This is a genomic window from Bacteroides sp. PHL 2737, from assembly GCF_004115325.2.
Classification (GTDB): domain Bacteria; phylum Bacteroidota; class Bacteroidia; order Bacteroidales; family Bacteroidaceae; genus Bacteroides; species Bacteroides hominis.
Genome location: NZ_CP040630.1, coordinates 1,745,518 through 1,763,492, shown reverse-complemented (window position 1 = coordinate 1,763,492; position 17,975 = coordinate 1,745,518). Strand labels below are relative to the sequence as shown.

The 17,975-nt window shown below is 44.0% G+C and carries 9 protein-coding genes; 2 read left to right on the top strand and 7 right to left on the bottom strand.

Going from position 1 to position 17,975, the window contains the following annotated elements:
* Positions 1-29: 29 nt before the first annotated feature.
* Both DBK98_RS07330 and DBK98_RS07325 read left to right on the top strand, forming a co-directional pair.
* Positions 30-1,253, top strand: coding sequence for a hypothetical protein (locus DBK98_RS07330; RefSeq protein WP_032536859.1), 1,224 nt, complete (start codon positions 30-32; stop codon positions 1,251-1,253).
* A 95-nt stretch (positions 1,254-1,348) separates the two neighbouring features.
* Positions 1,349-1,525: a DUF4250 domain-containing protein gene (locus tag DBK98_RS07325; protein ID WP_032536866.1), complete on the top strand. Its 177-nt coding sequence runs from the start codon at positions 1,349-1,351 to the stop codon at positions 1,523-1,525.
* A gap of 248 nt (positions 1,526-1,773) precedes the next feature.
* Here DBK98_RS07325 and DBK98_RS07320 read toward each other — a convergent pair whose 3' ends face one another.
* From DBK98_RS07320 to DBK98_RS07290, 7 genes are read right to left on the bottom strand one after another with little or no spacing between them, the layout of a single operon-like run.
* Complete coding sequence (locus DBK98_RS07320) at positions 1,774-3,354, bottom strand: glycoside hydrolase 43 family protein (protein WP_032536865.1); 1,581 nt, start codon at positions 3,352-3,354, stop codon at positions 1,774-1,776.
* Positions 3,355-3,367: 13 nt separating this feature from the next.
* The gene (locus DBK98_RS07315; RefSeq protein WP_032536858.1) at positions 3,368-6,151 is read right to left on the bottom strand and encodes a beta-galactosidase; all 2,784 of its coding nucleotides are present in this window, start codon (positions 6,149-6,151) and stop codon (positions 3,368-3,370) included.
* A gap of 7 nt (positions 6,152-6,158) precedes the next feature.
* Positions 6,159-8,219 (bottom strand): DUF5054 domain-containing protein, encoded by a 2,061-nt coding sequence (locus tag DBK98_RS07310; protein WP_032531718.1) that lies wholly within the window; start codon positions 8,217-8,219, stop codon positions 6,159-6,161.
* 34 nt (positions 8,220-8,253) lie between these two features.
* Complete coding sequence (locus DBK98_RS07305; RefSeq protein WP_032536857.1) at positions 8,254-11,172, bottom strand: glycoside hydrolase family 2 TIM barrel-domain containing protein; 2,919 nt, start codon at positions 11,170-11,172, stop codon at positions 8,254-8,256.
* Positions 11,153-13,045: a right-handed parallel beta-helix repeat-containing protein gene (locus tag DBK98_RS07300; protein ID WP_032536856.1), complete on the bottom strand. Its 1,893-nt coding sequence runs from the start codon at positions 13,043-13,045 to the stop codon at positions 11,153-11,155. The genes DBK98_RS07305 and DBK98_RS07300 overlap by 20 nt, the downstream gene beginning before the upstream one ends.
* A gap of 5 nt (positions 13,046-13,050) precedes the next feature.
* Positions 13,051-14,619, bottom strand: coding sequence for a RagB/SusD family nutrient uptake outer membrane protein (locus DBK98_RS07295; RefSeq protein ID WP_005810627.1), 1,569 nt, complete (start codon positions 14,617-14,619; stop codon positions 13,051-13,053).
* A 12-nt stretch (positions 14,620-14,631) separates the two neighbouring features.
* Positions 14,632-17,913 (bottom strand): TonB-dependent receptor, encoded by a 3,282-nt coding sequence (locus DBK98_RS07290; protein ID WP_032536855.1) that lies wholly within the window; start codon positions 17,911-17,913, stop codon positions 14,632-14,634.
* Positions 17,914-17,975 lie beyond the last annotated feature (62 nt).

Below are 17,975 nucleotides of genomic sequence, written 5' to 3'. Positions count from 1 at the left end.
AGATTATTTATTTAAAAACCAAGAGAACTATGAAGATTAGAAATCTGACACTGGCACTTGCCGGTACTGCACTTGTATTTTCGGCATGCGAAAAGGATCCTGACCCTAAAGTCCCGGCCGACAATGCTAACATCGCCCTGGCAACTATTCTGCCCAACCCCGATGGTATGACGGGAGCCGCTTACCTGCAGCTGATCCGTGATGAATTTCCGCAGAACACCAACAATAACAACGGAATTCCCATTCCCTACGAAGGAGCATATCCGGTTATTGAAGGAAACGACATCTTTGTATTCCCGGGATACATGGGTGACAGTAAAAACGAACTGGTGAAATACACAAGAGTCAACGGCCGGTTATCAAAAACAGGAACAATGAAATTGCCTCCCAACTCTTCGGCCACCAATATTGTTTTCGCTTCTGCTGAAAAAGCCTACCTATCTATGGCAGGACTGGGCAGGATCGCTATTTTCAACCCTATCACCATGGTCCAGAAGGGAGAGATCGATCTGTCTTCTCTCGGAGTGTCCGACAATAATCCGGACCCCTCTGCCATGTTGTTGCGCGACGGACTTTTATACGTAGGCCTCAGCCAGATGGTGGGCGGATGGGTTCCCCCACAGGACCGTCCATACAGCGACATTGCCATTATAGACACTCAAACGGATAAACTACTGAAAATGATTACAGACAAAACCAGTGGTATCTCCATGCCTACCCGTCCGATTGACCGCTATTCAATCTTCATGGATGAAAAAAAGGATATCTATATTTCGTGTGTCGGTGCCTTTGGCATGGTCAAAGGTCATAATGCCGGAATATTGCGTATCAAGGCAGGAGAGACTGAGTTCGACCCAACGTATCGCTGGACCATTACGGGAGCTGACATCAGCGGAGAAGAAAAAACTGCGGGATTTATCTCTGCCATCCGGTATGTAAACAATGGAAAAGCATATGCTTATATCAATATGCCCGGTTACTACAAGCCTGGAGAACAAGGACATACCGCCATCGCCGATCTCGCTGTAGAAATAAACCTATACGACCGGTCCATGAAAAAGATCAAGGGACTCGACCTTTCCAATGGTTTCGGAGTCATGCTTGCCCTCTACAAAGGAACTGTGCTGATAGGTAACTCTTCGACTAAAGCGAAAGGTATCTACTCTCTGAACATACAGACAGGTGAGGTGTCTAAAGAACCCATATTGACTACAGTAGGTAATCCGATATTATGCCACTATTTTGATAAATAAAGACCGATGCCTTTCATGGTTCTAATAAACAAGGGCTCTTCTTGCAGAATAAACAGAGTTACCGTATCTTTGCAGCCGTTTAAAAAAGAATGATTATGGAACTTCCAGAAGACCCGATGATGTTGTTCAGCGTCATCAACATGAAACTCCGCGATTGTTACAAATCGCTCGATGAACTATGTGACGATATGAATGTCAATAAAGAAACACTGACTGGCAAACTGGAATCGGCCGGATTTGAATACAATGCCGAACAGAATAAATTTTGGTAAAACAGGCATTCCCCTGCTTTAATTCCCGTAACCTTGTAATTCTTATATCCGGTGGATAATAAATGCTTCGGATAGTAGATCGGAATACAAGGCGGGGAAAGCATAATTCACCACAGAGTTCCACAGAACGAGCTTAATCTATCGATAGCTAATGATATTTATTTGTGTAAATCCTGTGTAACCTGTGGTGAATACGAGTTTCGATAAACCTCCTTTTATATCTCTATTCTCAATCCAATAATTGATTCTTATTTATTGGTAAAACGGAACCAGTTAAAGTCGGCATATCCGTCTTCACCGGCTTTATCTCTGGTAAAATTAAATAAAGCAAAGCGATTGGCTGTCCAGACCAGCCCAAGCCCCATATTAAGATCATTACCTATCGGAATGAATGTTTTCCCATCGAGGCTATAATAGAAAGTAGCACGGAAGTTCACATCCATCACACGGGCACGTACCCACAATTTATTTCCCGTAAAGTTGTCGATGATCTCAATATTCTTACCGTCATTACACATCACGATTCTTTTTATACCCTCCGACTGTTCCACACCGACATAGGCATAAGGAAACTCGAAAATTCCAAATCCTGCCACATTTCCATCCTTTAGTCCGGACACGTCGATTTCGACCGTTGCCTCGGACGAAGGTCCCTGCACACGCTGTGTCAATGTATTACGAGCTGTTTTCAATGAGTCGGCATATGAAGCTTTCAGCCTCATGTAGCCTTTCCGTTCCTTCAAGGACCATCGGGTATTGTCCGGATTATGATTCCACTGCCATTGCAGCCCGAGTACGGGAGTATTAAATTCGTCCGTTGTAGCAGGAGAAGCAAACGGATATGCTTTACCTACTTCCGGTTTCGGATACGTAATGGCATCTTTACCATTTCGCCCCAACATGGGCCATCCGTCTACCCACTCTACAGGAACCAGATGGGGAACACGTCCGATGGGCCCCCTGTCCTGCATAATGATAAACCACCAATCACCATTCTTAAGCTGTACCATCCCTCCCTGATGCAAACCGTTGGGAGGATAAGAGCTACAATCATTCATAATTAATTTATGTTCGTAAGGACCATAGATATTGTCGGAACGCAAACAAATCTGCCAGCCTTCGGTTCCGCCTGCCGGGCAAGTGATATAATACTTCCCGTTTATCTTATAGACGTGTGCACCTTCCATACCATATCCTCCTCCAAACTCGTGAGCGTTCTTGAACCTCTTTTCCCAGATTTTCACTTTTTCTCCTTTCACAGATTTGGCATCCGCATTCAGCTCCGTGACATAAAGCGTACCTTGTCCGTGGACGACATAAACTTTTCCGTCATCATCAAACAGTAATCCGGGATCGTACAGATATTCAGGAAAGATTGTACGCTCCCAAGGACCTTTCACATCATCGGCAATACAGATTGAGAAGTGTCCGGGACCTTCCCCCTCCCATGAAGGGGTGCAGAAGCCCACATAAAACTTACCATTGTGATGACGAATGGTAGCCGCCCACGATCCCCGAAGATAACGGTCACCCCCTTTTAAATCATAGCAGGGATGCTCATCATAACGCTCTACCGCATATCCGGCCATCTCCCAGTTTACAAGATCCTTTGAGGTAGCAATAGGGCAACCGGGAACATAGTGCATACTGGTAGAAACAAAATAAAAATCATCCCCTACTCGAATGATATCGGGATCAGGCCAGTCTCCCCACATTATAGGATTTGTAAATGTCCCGTTTCCATTATCCGGGTTCCACACCGAAGTTTGTGCACCGACACTGCAAAAAGGCAGCACCAATGCGATCATAATATAAAAAACTCTTTTCATCTTTGTACTTTTTTTATTGGATACATTCAGCATCTTCAACATAAGGAGCCACTTCTGCCCCAAACAAACGGGCACCTTTATTTTCAGATTGGCGCAATCCCAACACTATCACATTCTTTTCACCGGGACGTAGCCAGCATTCCGGAAGATAGAACTCCCGTTGCGGACCCTCCTCCCAATAGCGTCCGATGTTATGTCCGTTCAGCCACATATAACCGGTACCCATAGCATTTACTATCAACTTCCAAGGTATCCGGACAGAAGGATCATTCCGGGGCATATCAAACTCAAGACGATACCAGGTAAGCAATGCATCCCGTCCGACACCGGCTTCAAGAGTTTCTGTAATCCTTCCTTTACGGACTAAAGGATAATCTGCAGGAAGCTCTGCTACCGACCAGCCCTCCGTACTATCCGGTTCTCTGTTCCAGCCCTGACAGATTCCTCCCAGATCGGCAGAGACCTCCCAGTTTATTTTTTTAATCACTTCGAATTCCTGTTTCAGGCGGACAGCCTTAAGGAGGCCTCCTGTCCCACTCTGGTTACTCACCACAATAGCTATCTCATTGTCGCCAGGTTTGACGAATGGAGCAACATTCACTACATAAGGCTTATCCCATTCTTCGTGCGTACCCACTTCCTTACCATTCACCCACAAAGTTCCGGCATCATCGATACAGCCAAATTCCAGAACAGTCATTCCTTCCCGAATCATCTCCGGTGTCCACCTAAGGTGTGTACGATAAACTGCACTTCCGGCCTTCTCCTGCAAAATCCAGGCAGCAGGCCATTCCGGCTTTTCAAGTCCGGCTATCTGCAAAGTGGCCAGATTGTCAATGGTCCGTTGATCGAGCCGTATTCTTTCCCAGCCCGTTTCTTCGGCAAGCAAGGCAGACAGCGGTTCCTCTTTATCAATGGTTCTTACTTCCCATTCCTCTACCGGCAAAATTCCCGTCTGTTTACGACCGAAACCGGCTTGCCGGAGTCCGCTCAACTCTTCCATCGGACGGTAACCATGAGCATGTCCCCGGTTTTCGTAGATAGCAACCACTTCGTTCATTCCTTTATGCAACAATCCTGAAACGATAAAGGTGTTATCCAATTCGTCTCTCGACACCCGCTCGGCAAACTTTCCGTTCACTTGTACGTAAACCGGGTCACCAGTGAAAAGCTCGAACACCAACGAACCGTAAAGATCTACTTCCTTTTGAGTGAGGTTCACCCGGCTGCGATACATAGAATAACGGCAATCGTTCACACCCAATTCGGGAAGCGATACACCTTTGCGCAAAGGCTTCCAGTCACCACGAAAATCTTCGTCTTTTCGCCATACTTTCGTTACTGATATGGCGGCAGGAAGTGCAACCGGACGTGCCGGCAATACCTGTTCACGGGGATACCATTCGGTCGAAGTGCCTCCGGGAGAAAGTACCAGTAACTTACTGTCAAGCGCCCCCAACCGACAATCTATCCGCATCGGCTTTCCTTCTATAGTCAAGCTGACTATCTGACGGAATTCTTGCTTTTTATCACGGTTCAGTAAGAAAATAAATAAAGTTCCGTCCGTAGCCCGGCGTACCCCCATCGTCAGATTATCATTTCCTTTCATCTCAAACGGTACAGACTTGCTTCTGACAAGCCGGCTTCCAAATTTACCGACCACCTCACCGATTCCTTTCACAGCAGCATATTTCTCTCCAACGCCTCCGGTTTCTTTCAAAGGAGCTCCATAATCGTAAGTGGTAGTCATACGTCGTGCTCCCCAGCCGTCAAAATGTGTCCCACCGAAAAACATATAGTAATTCAACCCGGTAGAACCTCCTGCCATTGCCATCAATGCCATTCCCCGGGCATGCCGTCCGTCCAGATAGCTATCTTCGCTCAAGCGTCCGCCAACCGTAGAGAACCACCCTCCCTGCAACTCACACACAAAGGCAGGAGCATTGGGCTGTTCTGCTTTCAGATTTTCAATACGTGACTTGGCTTCATGCATATTCCACCATACATATTGATTATCCATATCGAATAACTGACTGATCACCGGATCGTGCGAGCCGCGAACTTCGGGAGTTACGCAAGTGAAAAGGGGAACATCGATACCATTCCGGATACAAGCATCTGACAGTACACGCAGAAATTCTTCTTTCTTCTCAGATTCCATATCAAAATAGATATATTCATTTTCAAGCTGCACCATAATGATTCCTTTCTCTCCGGGTTTCTTATGTGTAAGCTGTTCATCACAAAATACCCGGCAAACAGCATTGTACCAGTGTTCAGACCATTTCATATGTTCGGGATGGTTGCTCCGGAGCCAGAAACTGGTGTCATAACTGTCCGGGCAATATTTAGCCAACCAACGGGGATATGCCCCTCCCGCCCATTCGGCACAGATAAAAGGGCCAGGACGGACAATGGTATAAAATCCGAACTCCTCGTGTGCCATACGCAGCCATGCTTTCAGATCATCAAAGTCGAATTGTGAATAATCATCTACATTCTTAGGCATATTCCGTTCGTGCCAATTCCAGGGCACATAAGTTTCCACTGTATTAAACCCTGCTTCTTTGATCTTCCTGAAACGGTCACGCCACAACTCTTGCGGACAACGAAAATAGTGGAATGCAGCACTGAGTATAAAAATATCTTTCCCTTCGATTGTAAAGCAATCTTTGTCGTATCTCACCCGGTCGGGATGGAAAAACTGTTTCTCGGGCAACTTCTGAGCCGTTGCTGAGGAACACACTATCATCCCCAATAGGACACATAATAACCAATTCTTAGACGGTTGTTTCATCTGATTTTCAATAAAATTTAAGTTTAAAACGATATTTCATATTATCTCCAAACCATTGCGGATAATTCGTCCCCCATAGAGTATTCAATAAACAGAAATGGATACCGGCATCGGGGTCTGCAACCTTATTGTCGAATGACAATAAATCACGATTATTAAACGCCACCAAAGGAGCATCCAAAGACTCAAGACTCAATTTTCCCTTTCCACTGGAAAAGAGAACGTCTCCCGTCACTCCGTGTATCTGCCTCGCTCCGTTATAAACAACATCTTCCACATCGACACGCTCTCCCATCTTATCAACATAAACTTTCGAATCACAGGCTTTTGGAAAGAACGAAAACCAAACAGCTTCCGGAACACGATTCTTCGGTTTATCAAACCAATTGATCTCCACCTTGATATCAGGTGAGTCATACGGGAATACATATATTATTTCAACATACTCCGGTGCACCATAAACAGGTTCATTCAATTGCTGGCGAATCCGGACAGTGGTCTGTCCGACCTCCTTTTTTATCCGGATATCCGATGCCTTATAATTCCATATCCCATGGGTAACAGACAGTTTATCGAGCCCGGGCTTTCCATAATCCGCCAACATCCATCCTTCCGGATTCTTTGGACAATACCTATCAATAAAATGTGCAAAATCGGCTCCGGAATAACGTTGATAGGCAAAGTCCCCCCAACCCTGCGTATCATCTACCCAAACAATGCCCTTTTGTTTATCTTCCAGATAGCATAGTGTACCATTCTCCTGATTGAAAGCAAACCGAAAAAATGGGGTATTTATCTTTGCTTTTGAACGGTAGGAACGGAAATCAGTATCTTGATTTTTCACCGGAACCAGTTTCATGAGAGCTTGCATCGCTTCGTATTGCAAGGCCGGAGTGAGTTTGGATATAGCCTGATAAATATATTCTCTCTTTTCACTCCAGGAGCGTTCGGAATACCGGGCTTCTTCACTGTCCAAAAAGGAAGGGTAAAGATCGAACTGATATTTATCAAAATTCCTCAAATACCACTTTACATCCACTCCCCATGTATGCTCAGCCATTAACAGTAAAGGAATACAAAACTGTGTATCCATTTCACTATTAACCTTTAGCTTACCATCCTGTATCCATCGATTACGTAAACGCATTAACTGACGGAACTGAGCCACTTTCATAGGATCACTGCCAATACCATATATCCACGTATCTCCCCACTCTTGAGTAACGACCGGCAGACTGTTCTCAACTTTACTCAATTCAAGAGCTACTTCATTCAACGAAGACGGTATGATCCGGGCTGACGGATATTTTTGCTTTAAGCCGGCATAGATTCGCTTAATCTCTTTCAAGGAATGTGGTCCATGATTGTCATGAGTGAAACAAAAAACCGCAGCAGTTTTTGTTCCGGGCAGATGCACCGGTTTGCCATAGTCTGATTGATAGATTACATTAATGGCATCGCCTTTAGCATTCTTCCAGCGAAATATCTCCGGAAATCGTGCCACAGCTGCACCCGGATTTGTCCCTACATGCAACAACTGAATCCCATTCCGCTTTAAGACAGAAATAGCCCCCCTCGTGACACCGGGTACATCCGTTATTTTTGCAGCAATCGTTTTCCGACCAAAAAGCAGATCCAGTTTTTTCGAAATATTCAATGCTGCGGACAGCATGGCACTATCACACAATTCAACCTGCATTGTGAAAGGCATTGCGTGCCAGGTAAAGTCTCCCCGACCAATAGCTTCCTTCATTCGTTGTCCATTTTCATTTGAAGCCCTTTCCAAATAATTCCAGATAAGCCACGACCCACAAGTCCAGGGATAATCAATCTGTGACAACGAATCTTTCATAATTTCTTCTGACAGATTTAAAACTGCCGGAATGAAATTATAGGTATAGGTGTCAATCACTTTAGAGCCCCAATCAGTAAATCCTACATCTAAATGGGTCTTGAATATTACGTACACCTTTTGTATATCCGCATCCTTTACCGGTTCTTTCTCAGCACACAAACATTGTAGCGAAGCAAACCATCCTAAAAGAATATATAAACAAAAATTTTTCATGGTAGTAGTCTCTTTTTATATTCCAATTATCAATTTACTTATAGATTGTGACTTCAGCCAGTCCGGCTGCTCCTTCCGAACTTTTCTCAATGGTGATACGCATATATTTTAGTTCCTTACCGATCTGCACCGGCTTAAAATCCCACCCCGTACACTCACGTTCATACAGAAGTTCCCAATTTTTTCCGTCGATAGAGGTTTCCACTTTATGTGTATAAGTGGAACTATCCTTCTGAAACCGGATACGGCTTGCAAACACTTTCTCGGATTTATCCAGTTCAAGCGTTACTACTTGAGGCTGAGTTTCATTGTCAGCAATCCACCACGAAAAATCGTCTCCATCTGTAATGCATGCGGCTGTATAACGTTTCTGTTCCGAAGTGGCTTCAACCCGCACTATTTTCAACGGAGTTTTTGTACGAATTATATTTTCCCAAGCAGTTGCCTTCACAACTGCTCCTTCCTCTTCATTTCCGATATAGGAAGCATGTTGTCCCTCAGGCACATACGCTCCGTTATATCTTCGGGTCGTAATCTCCCGGCTATCTCCCTTAAGCCCATCAGCCGAAACCGAAACATGAATTTTACCCGGACGACAAGTAGTCCGTATCAGTGTGTATCCGATTCCACCCTCTACTTGCTGAGGATTAACCCCGATACGCTCTATACCATCCCCTATCAGACTCCCTTCGCCGGATACGGATATATATATCCTGACATCTGAAGTATTAACGGGAGTTCCATACGAATCACAGATCTTAAAATAGACAGGAATCATATCCGAACCATCCGCTATGGGTTGTATTCCATCTTCTTTCAACCAGATTTCAATCTGCCGGGGTTGTCCGGGAGTACGCACACTGTGAGTTGCAACCACCTTTCCGTCTACCAGTCCTTCAGCAACTAATTCACCGGCTTCATAGGTTCCGGCATCGAAGACATAACAGGGACTTCCCCCTTTCTCCACAATAGGATGATAAAACGAAGTACGCTCTATGCGCGTCTGTTTACCTATCAGTTGATGATTACGAAACAACCGGACTTCATCACAATTGGAAAATACGGTAATCTCTTTCACGGATGAGACATAACGCGGAGCTGTATTCTGTGACGCGATAAATACCATCGGTCCGTCATATAATCCGGGTTGGGATATATCCTTATCACGCATACTCTGCATCATATAATAACTGAATTTGGGATATCTATTCATATCGACCATTCCACAAAACATAGTTTCCTGCTCTGCTCCACGTGCATAATCATTATAACTCCACAAAAAATGTCCCCCCATCCGTGGATTTGCGTCAAGCATGCACCAGTCAAAGTATCCATGTCCGTTAAGCTGCTGAAAACGTCCCCGGCACTGCTTCAATTGTTCCTCTTCATTCTCCATTAGGCTCACACGAGGTTTTTCTCCTACGCCGTCACCCCACTCACGACAGAACAGTGGTTTCACCGCAATCTGGTCTTCCGGATAATTACTCATCACATCCCCATCTTTCGGGAAACGGGATACCTGTTTATAAAATACATCAAAATAATCAACCCGGTCCGTATGTCCGAAGTAGTCACCGGCAGTATACATTTGGTCGCCGGGATATTCGGTATGTGCAATGGCATGTAATTCCCGGGCCACTTCCGCCGGATAACGGCTCTCATTCAAAGCTGTTTCCCAAAGAATTACCGAAGGATGATTGCGATCCCGACGAATCATCTTTTTCCCGACTTCATAGAGACGGGAAATAAATACAGAATCTTTATTAAAATACTGCCAACCGGGAATACATTCCACAACCAATAACCCATATTTATCACAAGCAGCCAAGAAAGCAGGATCTTGTGGATAGTGAGCTGCCCTGACGGCATTACAGCCCCCGCGTTTCAAATCGATCACATCTCTTTCTTGCATGGAGTTGGAAGCGGCATCTCCAATATAGGCAAATGCCTGATGACGATTTGCTCCACGCAAATAAAGCGGTTCACCGTTTATGAAAAATCCCCCGTCACGGGTGTAAGCAATCGTACGTATACCAACTGCCTCAGCGCAATGATCTGTCACTTTATCATTTTCAATAACCGTACTTTCTAATTGATACAGATCGGGAGTATATGGATGCCACAAAAAAGGATTGTCTATCTTTAAATCTTGCTCGATATGAAGAGCCTCACCAGCCAACAAACGAAAAGAGTCTTGTTGGCAAGCTACCACTTTACCGTTTTTATCAATCATCCGGGTACGAAGCTGCGCCTTCCGGAGATATTGACCTTCATTTCTGATATGTGTTTTTACATGAGCAACAGCTCTCTCTTTTTCAACTATCGGATATGTGACGAAAACTCCGCCACCGGCAACTTCATCCTCTTCTAATGCATGAGTGATGTGAAGCGGATCGGCAATAATCATTTCCACATCCCGATAAATACCACTGTAATAATAAAAATCCATTCCTCCCTGTGGCTTACCGGGAGGTGTAAGCGGATCATACTCTGCTGAAACTCTGACAGCCAACAAATTATCTTGATTCCAATTAAGATAGGAAGTGAGATCTGCCACAAAACCAATATATCCACCTCGATGAGTATATACTTTTTGCCCGTTCAGAAATACCTCACAGGCGTTCATCACTCCTTCGAACGAGATACTGATCCTTTTATCTTTGTATTGTGACGGTACCTTAAAAGTGCGTCTGTACCAACCTATTCCATCATAGATAATATCCCCGCCACAATGTTTCTTCTCTAATTGCATAATATGAGGAAGGGTAGCGGCTATCCAGCCGGAATCATCTAAATCAGGATATTCACCATTTACAATATCCCCGCGGTGAAAGGCCCAACCAAGATTCATGTTCAGCGAAATTCTTGTCTCCACTTCCCCCGCATAAAGCAGAGAAAGTGGAAACAGAATAGCTAAACAAGAAAAAATAATCCTATAATACAATCTTTTCATCTTCACAAAAAACTTTAATCATTTGTAATCCTTTCGCTTCAAACTCAATAGGACCCGGACAATAAGTTATCTTACTCTTACGTCTTTTACCCCAGTAGTCCTCCTTTAACGACACAGGTAGTCCGCCCATTTTGTCAAAAGCTTGATTTGAAATAATTGCATATCTCAACTGTCCAACAGTAGGAATAACCCATTTTTTTTCTTTCTCCCAACTTTCGGGAACATCTATTTGTAAGTACCAGCCATCCTCACATTTCCTTATCCCAACCAGATGTTGAGTGGTATCTACTGCACACATAGTCTCATGAATGGATGGTATAGCCCCTGACCAAAACACGTTATCCTTCATTTGCACTGGCAAACGACACTGATCATAAGGAGTCAAATCTGTCCGCATGAAAATATTGTTGAAATAGGACACGTTGCCGCAAGGACAATCATGAAATCCGATAATAGATGTACCATGCGGCTCTAAATAAGGGGTCTCACGCTTATCAACGCTATCAGTAGGCCAAATCTCCCAGGCAATCAAGTTATTGACGAACGCAACTCCCTGCGAAAGTCTAATCTGCGCCAGTTCCGGAGATAAAAACAAGTTATGATCTATCAGTATGGGACCATGATTCACTTCCAAAGAAAGATCTTGTGTCTGGTTGTCATGTAACAGATTACCTTTTATCCGGGTTCCCTGTGCCATCCAATCAAGCCAAATTCCTCCTTCTGTCCGATAGATATGATTCCCGCTTATCATTACATCCACTGCAGCATGCAATTTTATTCCGGCTAATTCGTATCCCCAAAAAGTTTCCTGTAACCCGATATCATGTATGACATTCGTTTCTATTCTACTAAAAACAGCTCCAAGACTTCCGGCTATTCCAGCTTGACCACAATAGGAAATATGGTTATTCCTCACCAAATGGTTACCAATCCGCTTTTCATCCCAACCATTTTCAAGTGCCCGTTGGGTAGTTTGTATATAGCCTTCAACAGATTCGGATTTATTATCCCATTCATCTCCATATTTTCCCAGTGTAATGCCGACACACTTGGAATGGCTTATCGTATTATTTTCTATTATCCACCCCTTACTCCAATGTGTACCCACCAATCCTATCTGTTCAGCAGTCGGCGGTGCCCATGGAGTAGCGGCATGGCTCATGCGAAATCCGCGCACAACAATATAATTGACGAATGGCTTTTCCGGATAGAACACAGCTTGCCGAACATTTATTTCGGTCAATTCTTCATTCGGGTCTTTCTGACCGAAATTAGCCCACAAATAAGTTGTGTCTTTAGTAACTTTACAAAACCACAGGGCACTATCTGTCTTGTTTAATAATACATTTTCCAGTCGTGGAGCTTCCGTAAGCGCCCGATCATTCAAATAAACTTCTCCGGTATGTGCCCATTTACCTTTTTCAAGCCAGTCTCCTTTCAAAGTATCAGCATAGGGATTGAACGCAGCGAATATATTATTCGAGATTGCTACACTCCAGGTAGTATTACTCAGCCTTTTCCAGTTTTTAATTCTCTCCGAACCTTTGATTTCCACATACTCTCCTCCGGCAGCCTGATAAATAATAGGTTTATCCGCTGTTTCCCCTCCAACGGGGGGATTCACCCATTCCCGATAGACCCCCTCATGAACAGTAATGACATCTCCCGGCCGCGCAATATTGGCAGCAGCCTGTATGGTCTTTAAAGGCCGGGCTTCCTCTCCTCCATAAGAATCATTACCACGCGAAGAAGACACATGAATTTCCCTACCCGACGGGCATGATTCAACACAATTCGAGTAAACATCTGTAGTAACAAAGAGTGCAAACAATAATATTGCACTCTTTGTATATAAGTATTCAAAGTTCCCCATCCAAATCAATAATTGGGATTCTGTACAATTGCCGGAGTGGCATCGATCACTGTCTGCGGAATAGGCCACAGATAATGCTTTGCCGGATCAAATTTCCGGTTCTCAACAAAAATTCGTTCATTTGTCAATGAAAGGGCACCGGTTACAGGATCGACCGTTCCAAGTAAACAACCGTATACCTTACCGTTCAACACTTGTTCACCGATTTTCCAACGGCAAATATCGAACCACCGAAGTCCTTCCATAGCAAGTTCCACACGTCTTTCTCTTCTGAGTAATTCGCGCAACTTCTCCTGACCGGTATATCGGGTTCTGTCTACAACCGGCATTTTAGCACGGGTACGTATGTCGTCCAAAATATCGTAAACGGAATTATCAATCTGATTCAGCTCTATTTTACATTCGGCATACATCAACAGCACTTCTGCATAACGCATGACAATGGCATTCATGCCACAATCCCACATATCCGCATAATCAGACAAATCGTCCACATATTTACGAACCAAATATCCTGTTTTAGAACGTCCGTAGGGAGCATAATAATCTCCATTCGGATCTTTCACATCAATTGGGTCGTAACGTTTTCCTTCGTATAGATTTCCCGGAGCTAATACGGTAACAGCCAAACGAGGGTCTCTGTGCAAGTAAGGTTCTTTCGGATCATATACCTCAGACTCTTCGATCGTTTTTCCATCTTCACACTCAAAAGCATCTACCAGTGATTGAGTAGGATTGATAGAACACCATCCACCCACACTGGCCGGAGGCAATACTCCTAAAACCCAGTTACCATACAAGCTTTCTACATATTGTATATCCAGAATAACTTCCGAATTATTTTCATTCGCAATCTTAAACAAACCTTTATAATCGGGAAACAGTTCGTAGCCCAATCCCATTACTTCGCTACAAGTAACCATACAATCATCATACTGGTGTTCGAACAGTTCCAGACGGGCTTTCAGTGTCAAAACTGCGCCACGAGTAATACGTCCGACATCACTTCCGGAGTAAGATTCGGGAAGTTGCGGAGCGATCTCTTTCAGTTCATTCAAGATAAACTCAACCACTTTCGCTTTCTCGGTACGTGGTAAATTGGCATTTTTAATTTCAAGTACGGAAGTTACCAACGGGACATCACCATAATGTGTCACTTTCTGAAAATAATCCCACGCACGCAGAAAACGTACTTCGGCTGTCAAGCGTTTGCGTAAATCTTCATTCATTTCGGGGCGGTGGATATTCTCCAGGAAATTATTATAGCGAACCATGTTCCCATATCCCATATAACTATAACCCGGATCGGTAGGGGTCGCTGTTCCTGCGGCCTGTACCGCCCAGCCTTCCCAAGTAAAAGGATTATAAGCATTATCCGACGCACAGTCGGCATAAATCACTTCATCCATAGAAAACCAACCATTATAACATCCTGTAGCTGCGGCCATGGCATCTTTTTCAGTTCTCCAAAAGGCTTCGTTTGAGGGTTTGTCCAAAGGATTCCGATCCAGAAAATCGGTACTACATGCCGAGAACAAAGCGGCAAATAACAAACTATATATTATCTTTTTCATACGTATTATCTATCAGAAAGTTATGTTTAAACCAAATGTATTTGTTTTGACTTGAGGATAAGAGCTTCCTCCTTCGGGTGATTCCGGATCGAAGCCTTTATCAAATTTGGTAAAGGTAAGCAGATTCTGCCCGCTATAATAAACTCTGATTCTCGAAATCCCCATCACATTACACCATTCTTTGGGCAGTGTATATCCCAACTGGAAGTTCTTCAAACGTAAATATGAAGAGTTGACAATCCAGAAAGAAGAGGGATTATAGATACTGTTGTTCTGGCGATAAGAAGAGAATGCTCTCGGAAACTTGCCATTCGGATTGGTTTCAGCATCCCAACAGTCACGGTACATATAAGACGGCTTACCTTTTGCTCCGATCATTTCGCCCACTACACCGGGGCCTGCAAGATACCCTTGCACATCAGCAGCTCCCTGGAACAGGAAAGTAGCATCAAACCCTTTCCATTCAGCAAACAGATTCAGCCCGAAAGTCCACTTAGGCATTGTATTACCGATATAAACACGATCCTCTCCGTCAATTTTTCCATCATTATTGATATCGCGGTATTTGATGTCACCGGGTGCAGTTTCGGTACCGGGTATCGTAGCACTATTGGCAACCTCTTCTTCTGTTTTGAAAAGTCCTTCCGCAATGTATCCTCCGATAGAATTGATGGCATAACCTTCCTGATTAAAATATTTACCGCTCCAGATGCGTGCTCCGCCATTCTTCAGGTCAAGTACTTCATTCTTGTTATATGCAGCATTAGCCGACACCTGGAAGTTCCAGCCATGAGTATTCAGTTTATAGCCTGCAGTCATTTCAAAACCGGTATTTTTTACTTTACCTGCATTCTGGTAAGGAGCATTCAGACCGTACAAGGTGCTCACTGGCAATTTCATCAGAATGTCATAAGTCAGTTTACGGTATCCTTCAATAGACAAAGTATACTGATTGCCCAAGAATCCCATATCGAGTCCGAAGTTCAATGTTTCTGTGGTCTCCCAAACAAGGTTACGGTTAGCACCATCTACCGGAGCCACTCCCTGTACAACTGTTCCACCGAAGGAATAATTGGCTTGATCAAGTACAGATTGATAAGAATAGTAAGAAATAGCCTGATTGCCCAGAACGCCCCAACCTCCACGCAGCTTCAGATCGGACAGTACATTGCGGGTTCCTTCCATAAACGGTTCATTGATGATTCGCCATGCCCCCGAGAAAGAGGGGAACACACCCCAACGGGAGTCTTTAAAGATGCGTGAAGTTCCGTCACGACGGATATTTGCCTCTACCAAATAGCGATTGTCATAGTCGTAAGTCAGACGCCCGAAGAATGAACGCAATGCGTATTCATTGGCTGAGCCATTGGCTGTCTGTCCATCAGGTGAACCGGCATTCAATTCCCAAAGATCATTGTTCAAGAAATTTTTCCGGTATCCCTTAGTCCAGTCCTCACGGTAATATTCCTGTTCGTATCCCGCCAGTGCACCTACAGTATGTTTTCCAAACGTATTGTTATAACTGACCAGTGTCTGTAAATTCAGTTTCAGCCCATTCTTACGTTCATCAGTCTGACTGTTAGGTCCCTGATATTTTGTAGGCTCTCCTGTTTTCCAGTTATAATACTGGATATCCTTAATAAACTTCTCGTCGGAGATCGATTTATATTCATAACCCACGATTTCCTGAATCTTCAATCCCTTGACCGGTTCATAGCTCACATTTCCGATGGCTCTGGTGATGTGTTGCTTGGTGGTACGCAAGTTGCCTTCCTCGATAAAAGCCAGCGGGTTACCGTCATTGGCATATCCATAATATCCGTTTGAATATTTATAAGGAATAAAAGGGGCGATCTGGTTGATTTGTGAAAAGATATTAGACATCTCACCGGTAAAACCACTCACAGGTTCCTGTGCCTCACCATACGTGAAGGAAAGGTTCATTCCTGCTGTAAACTTTCCCATCTTGGCATTCATATTACCCCGTACCGAATAGCGATCGTATTTAGCAATATCGATAATACCGTCCTGTCCCAGATAACCGGCAGAGAACATATAAGTCATCTTATCCGTACCTCCCGAAATCTCGGCACGGTGGCTGTGTTGCAAACCGGTTTTGTAGAATAGTCCTTGCCAATCCGTATCGGGATAGTTGTCAGGATCTGAACCGTTTCTGAACTTTTCAATCTCTTCGTCCGTATAAATAGGTTTCTTACCTTCATTAACCATGGCTTTATTGTACAGCTTTGCGTATTCCCATGAATGAAGATATTCGGGAAGAGCTGTAGGTTTCTGCCAGCCCACATAGCCGTCATAACGTAGAGTAGGTGCTTTATCACCTCCCTTTTTAGTAGTAATCAGGATAACTCCATTTGCCGCACGTGAACCGTAAATAGCTGCTGAAGAAGCATCTTTCAGTACTGAGATATTCTCGATATCGCTGGGATCTACCTCATTGATACTGGATACGGGTAAACCATCCACAACATACATCGGATTAGAGTTATTTAAAGTCCCGACACCACGCACACGAATGGTTGTATTGTCACTTCCCGGCTGTCCGGTTCCGGAAATGACAGTCACACCGGGCAATAACCCTTGGATGGCATTCGATACGTTAGTCACCGGACGGTTTTGCAATGATTTGGAATCGACAGCAGCAACTGCTCCCGTCAGATTCACTTTCTTCTGAACACCGTATCCCACAACTACCACCTCTTCCAGGGTTTTGGTATCCTCCTTCAGAATGATGTTAAACGTATCCTTCCCTTTTGTCGAAACATCTTGTTGCAGATAGCCGATGTAACTGACAGTCAAAGAAGCATTCTCCGGAACTTCCAGCGTAAACTCCCCATCCAGATTTGTTATCACCCCATTGGTGCCTGCTCCTTTTTCAACAACATTGGCTCCGATGACAGGTTCCCCCATAGCGTCCTTCACCACTCCGGATACCTTCTTCTTCCGGGAACCGGGTTGTTGGTCCGTTTTCTTTTCAATAAAATAAATCTTATTATTTCTGACCTCAAAAGTAACTTTCGTTCCTGCCAATAGTTTTGTCAACGCATCCTCCAGAGTGGCATCTTTCAACTGAATGGATACTTTACGGTTTACGTTGATCAATTGATCGCTGAACACCAGCCCTAACCCTGTCTGGCTTTTTATAGAAGACAGTACCTTCTCTACCCTCTCATTATTAAAATTTAAAGAAACTTTTTGTGACCATGCCGAAACAGTAAAGCCAAATAAAAGAACTCCTAAGAGCAACAGCATTTTCGTTCTGGTTCTTGTTTTCATTTCATACAGTATTAAATTAATTATTTTTATAATTTATAAAAAGGCCTTTCTATATAGGCTAA

Coding starts and splice junctions, on each gene's coding strand:
- DBK98_RS07330 (WP_032536859.1), top strand. CDS start 30: ATGAAGATTAGAAATCTGACACTGGCACTTGCCGGTACTGCACTTGTA.
- DBK98_RS07325 (WP_032536866.1), top strand. CDS start 1,349: ATGGAACTTCCAGAAGACCCGATGATGTTGTTCAGCGTCATCAACATG.
- DBK98_RS07320 (WP_032536865.1), bottom strand. CDS start 3,354: ATGAAAAGAGTTTTTTATATTATGATCGCATTGGTGCTGCCTTTTTGC.
- DBK98_RS07315 (WP_032536858.1), bottom strand. CDS start 6,151: ATGAAACAACCGTCTAAGAATTGGTTATTATGTGTCCTATTGGGGATG.
- DBK98_RS07310 (WP_032531718.1), bottom strand. CDS start 8,219: ATGAAAAATTTTTGTTTATATATTCTTTTAGGATGGTTTGCTTCGCTA.
- DBK98_RS07305 (WP_032536857.1), bottom strand. CDS start 11,172: ATGAAAAGATTGTATTATAGGATTATTTTTTCTTGTTTAGCTATTCTG.
- DBK98_RS07300 (WP_032536856.1), bottom strand. CDS start 13,045: ATGGGGAACTTTGAATACTTATATACAAAGAGTGCAATATTATTGTTT.
- DBK98_RS07295 (WP_005810627.1), bottom strand. CDS start 14,619: ATGAAAAAGATAATATATAGTTTGTTATTTGCCGCTTTGTTCTCGGCA.
- DBK98_RS07290 (WP_032536855.1), bottom strand. CDS start 17,913: ATGAAAACAAGAACCAGAACGAAAATGCTGTTGCTCTTAGGAGTTCTT.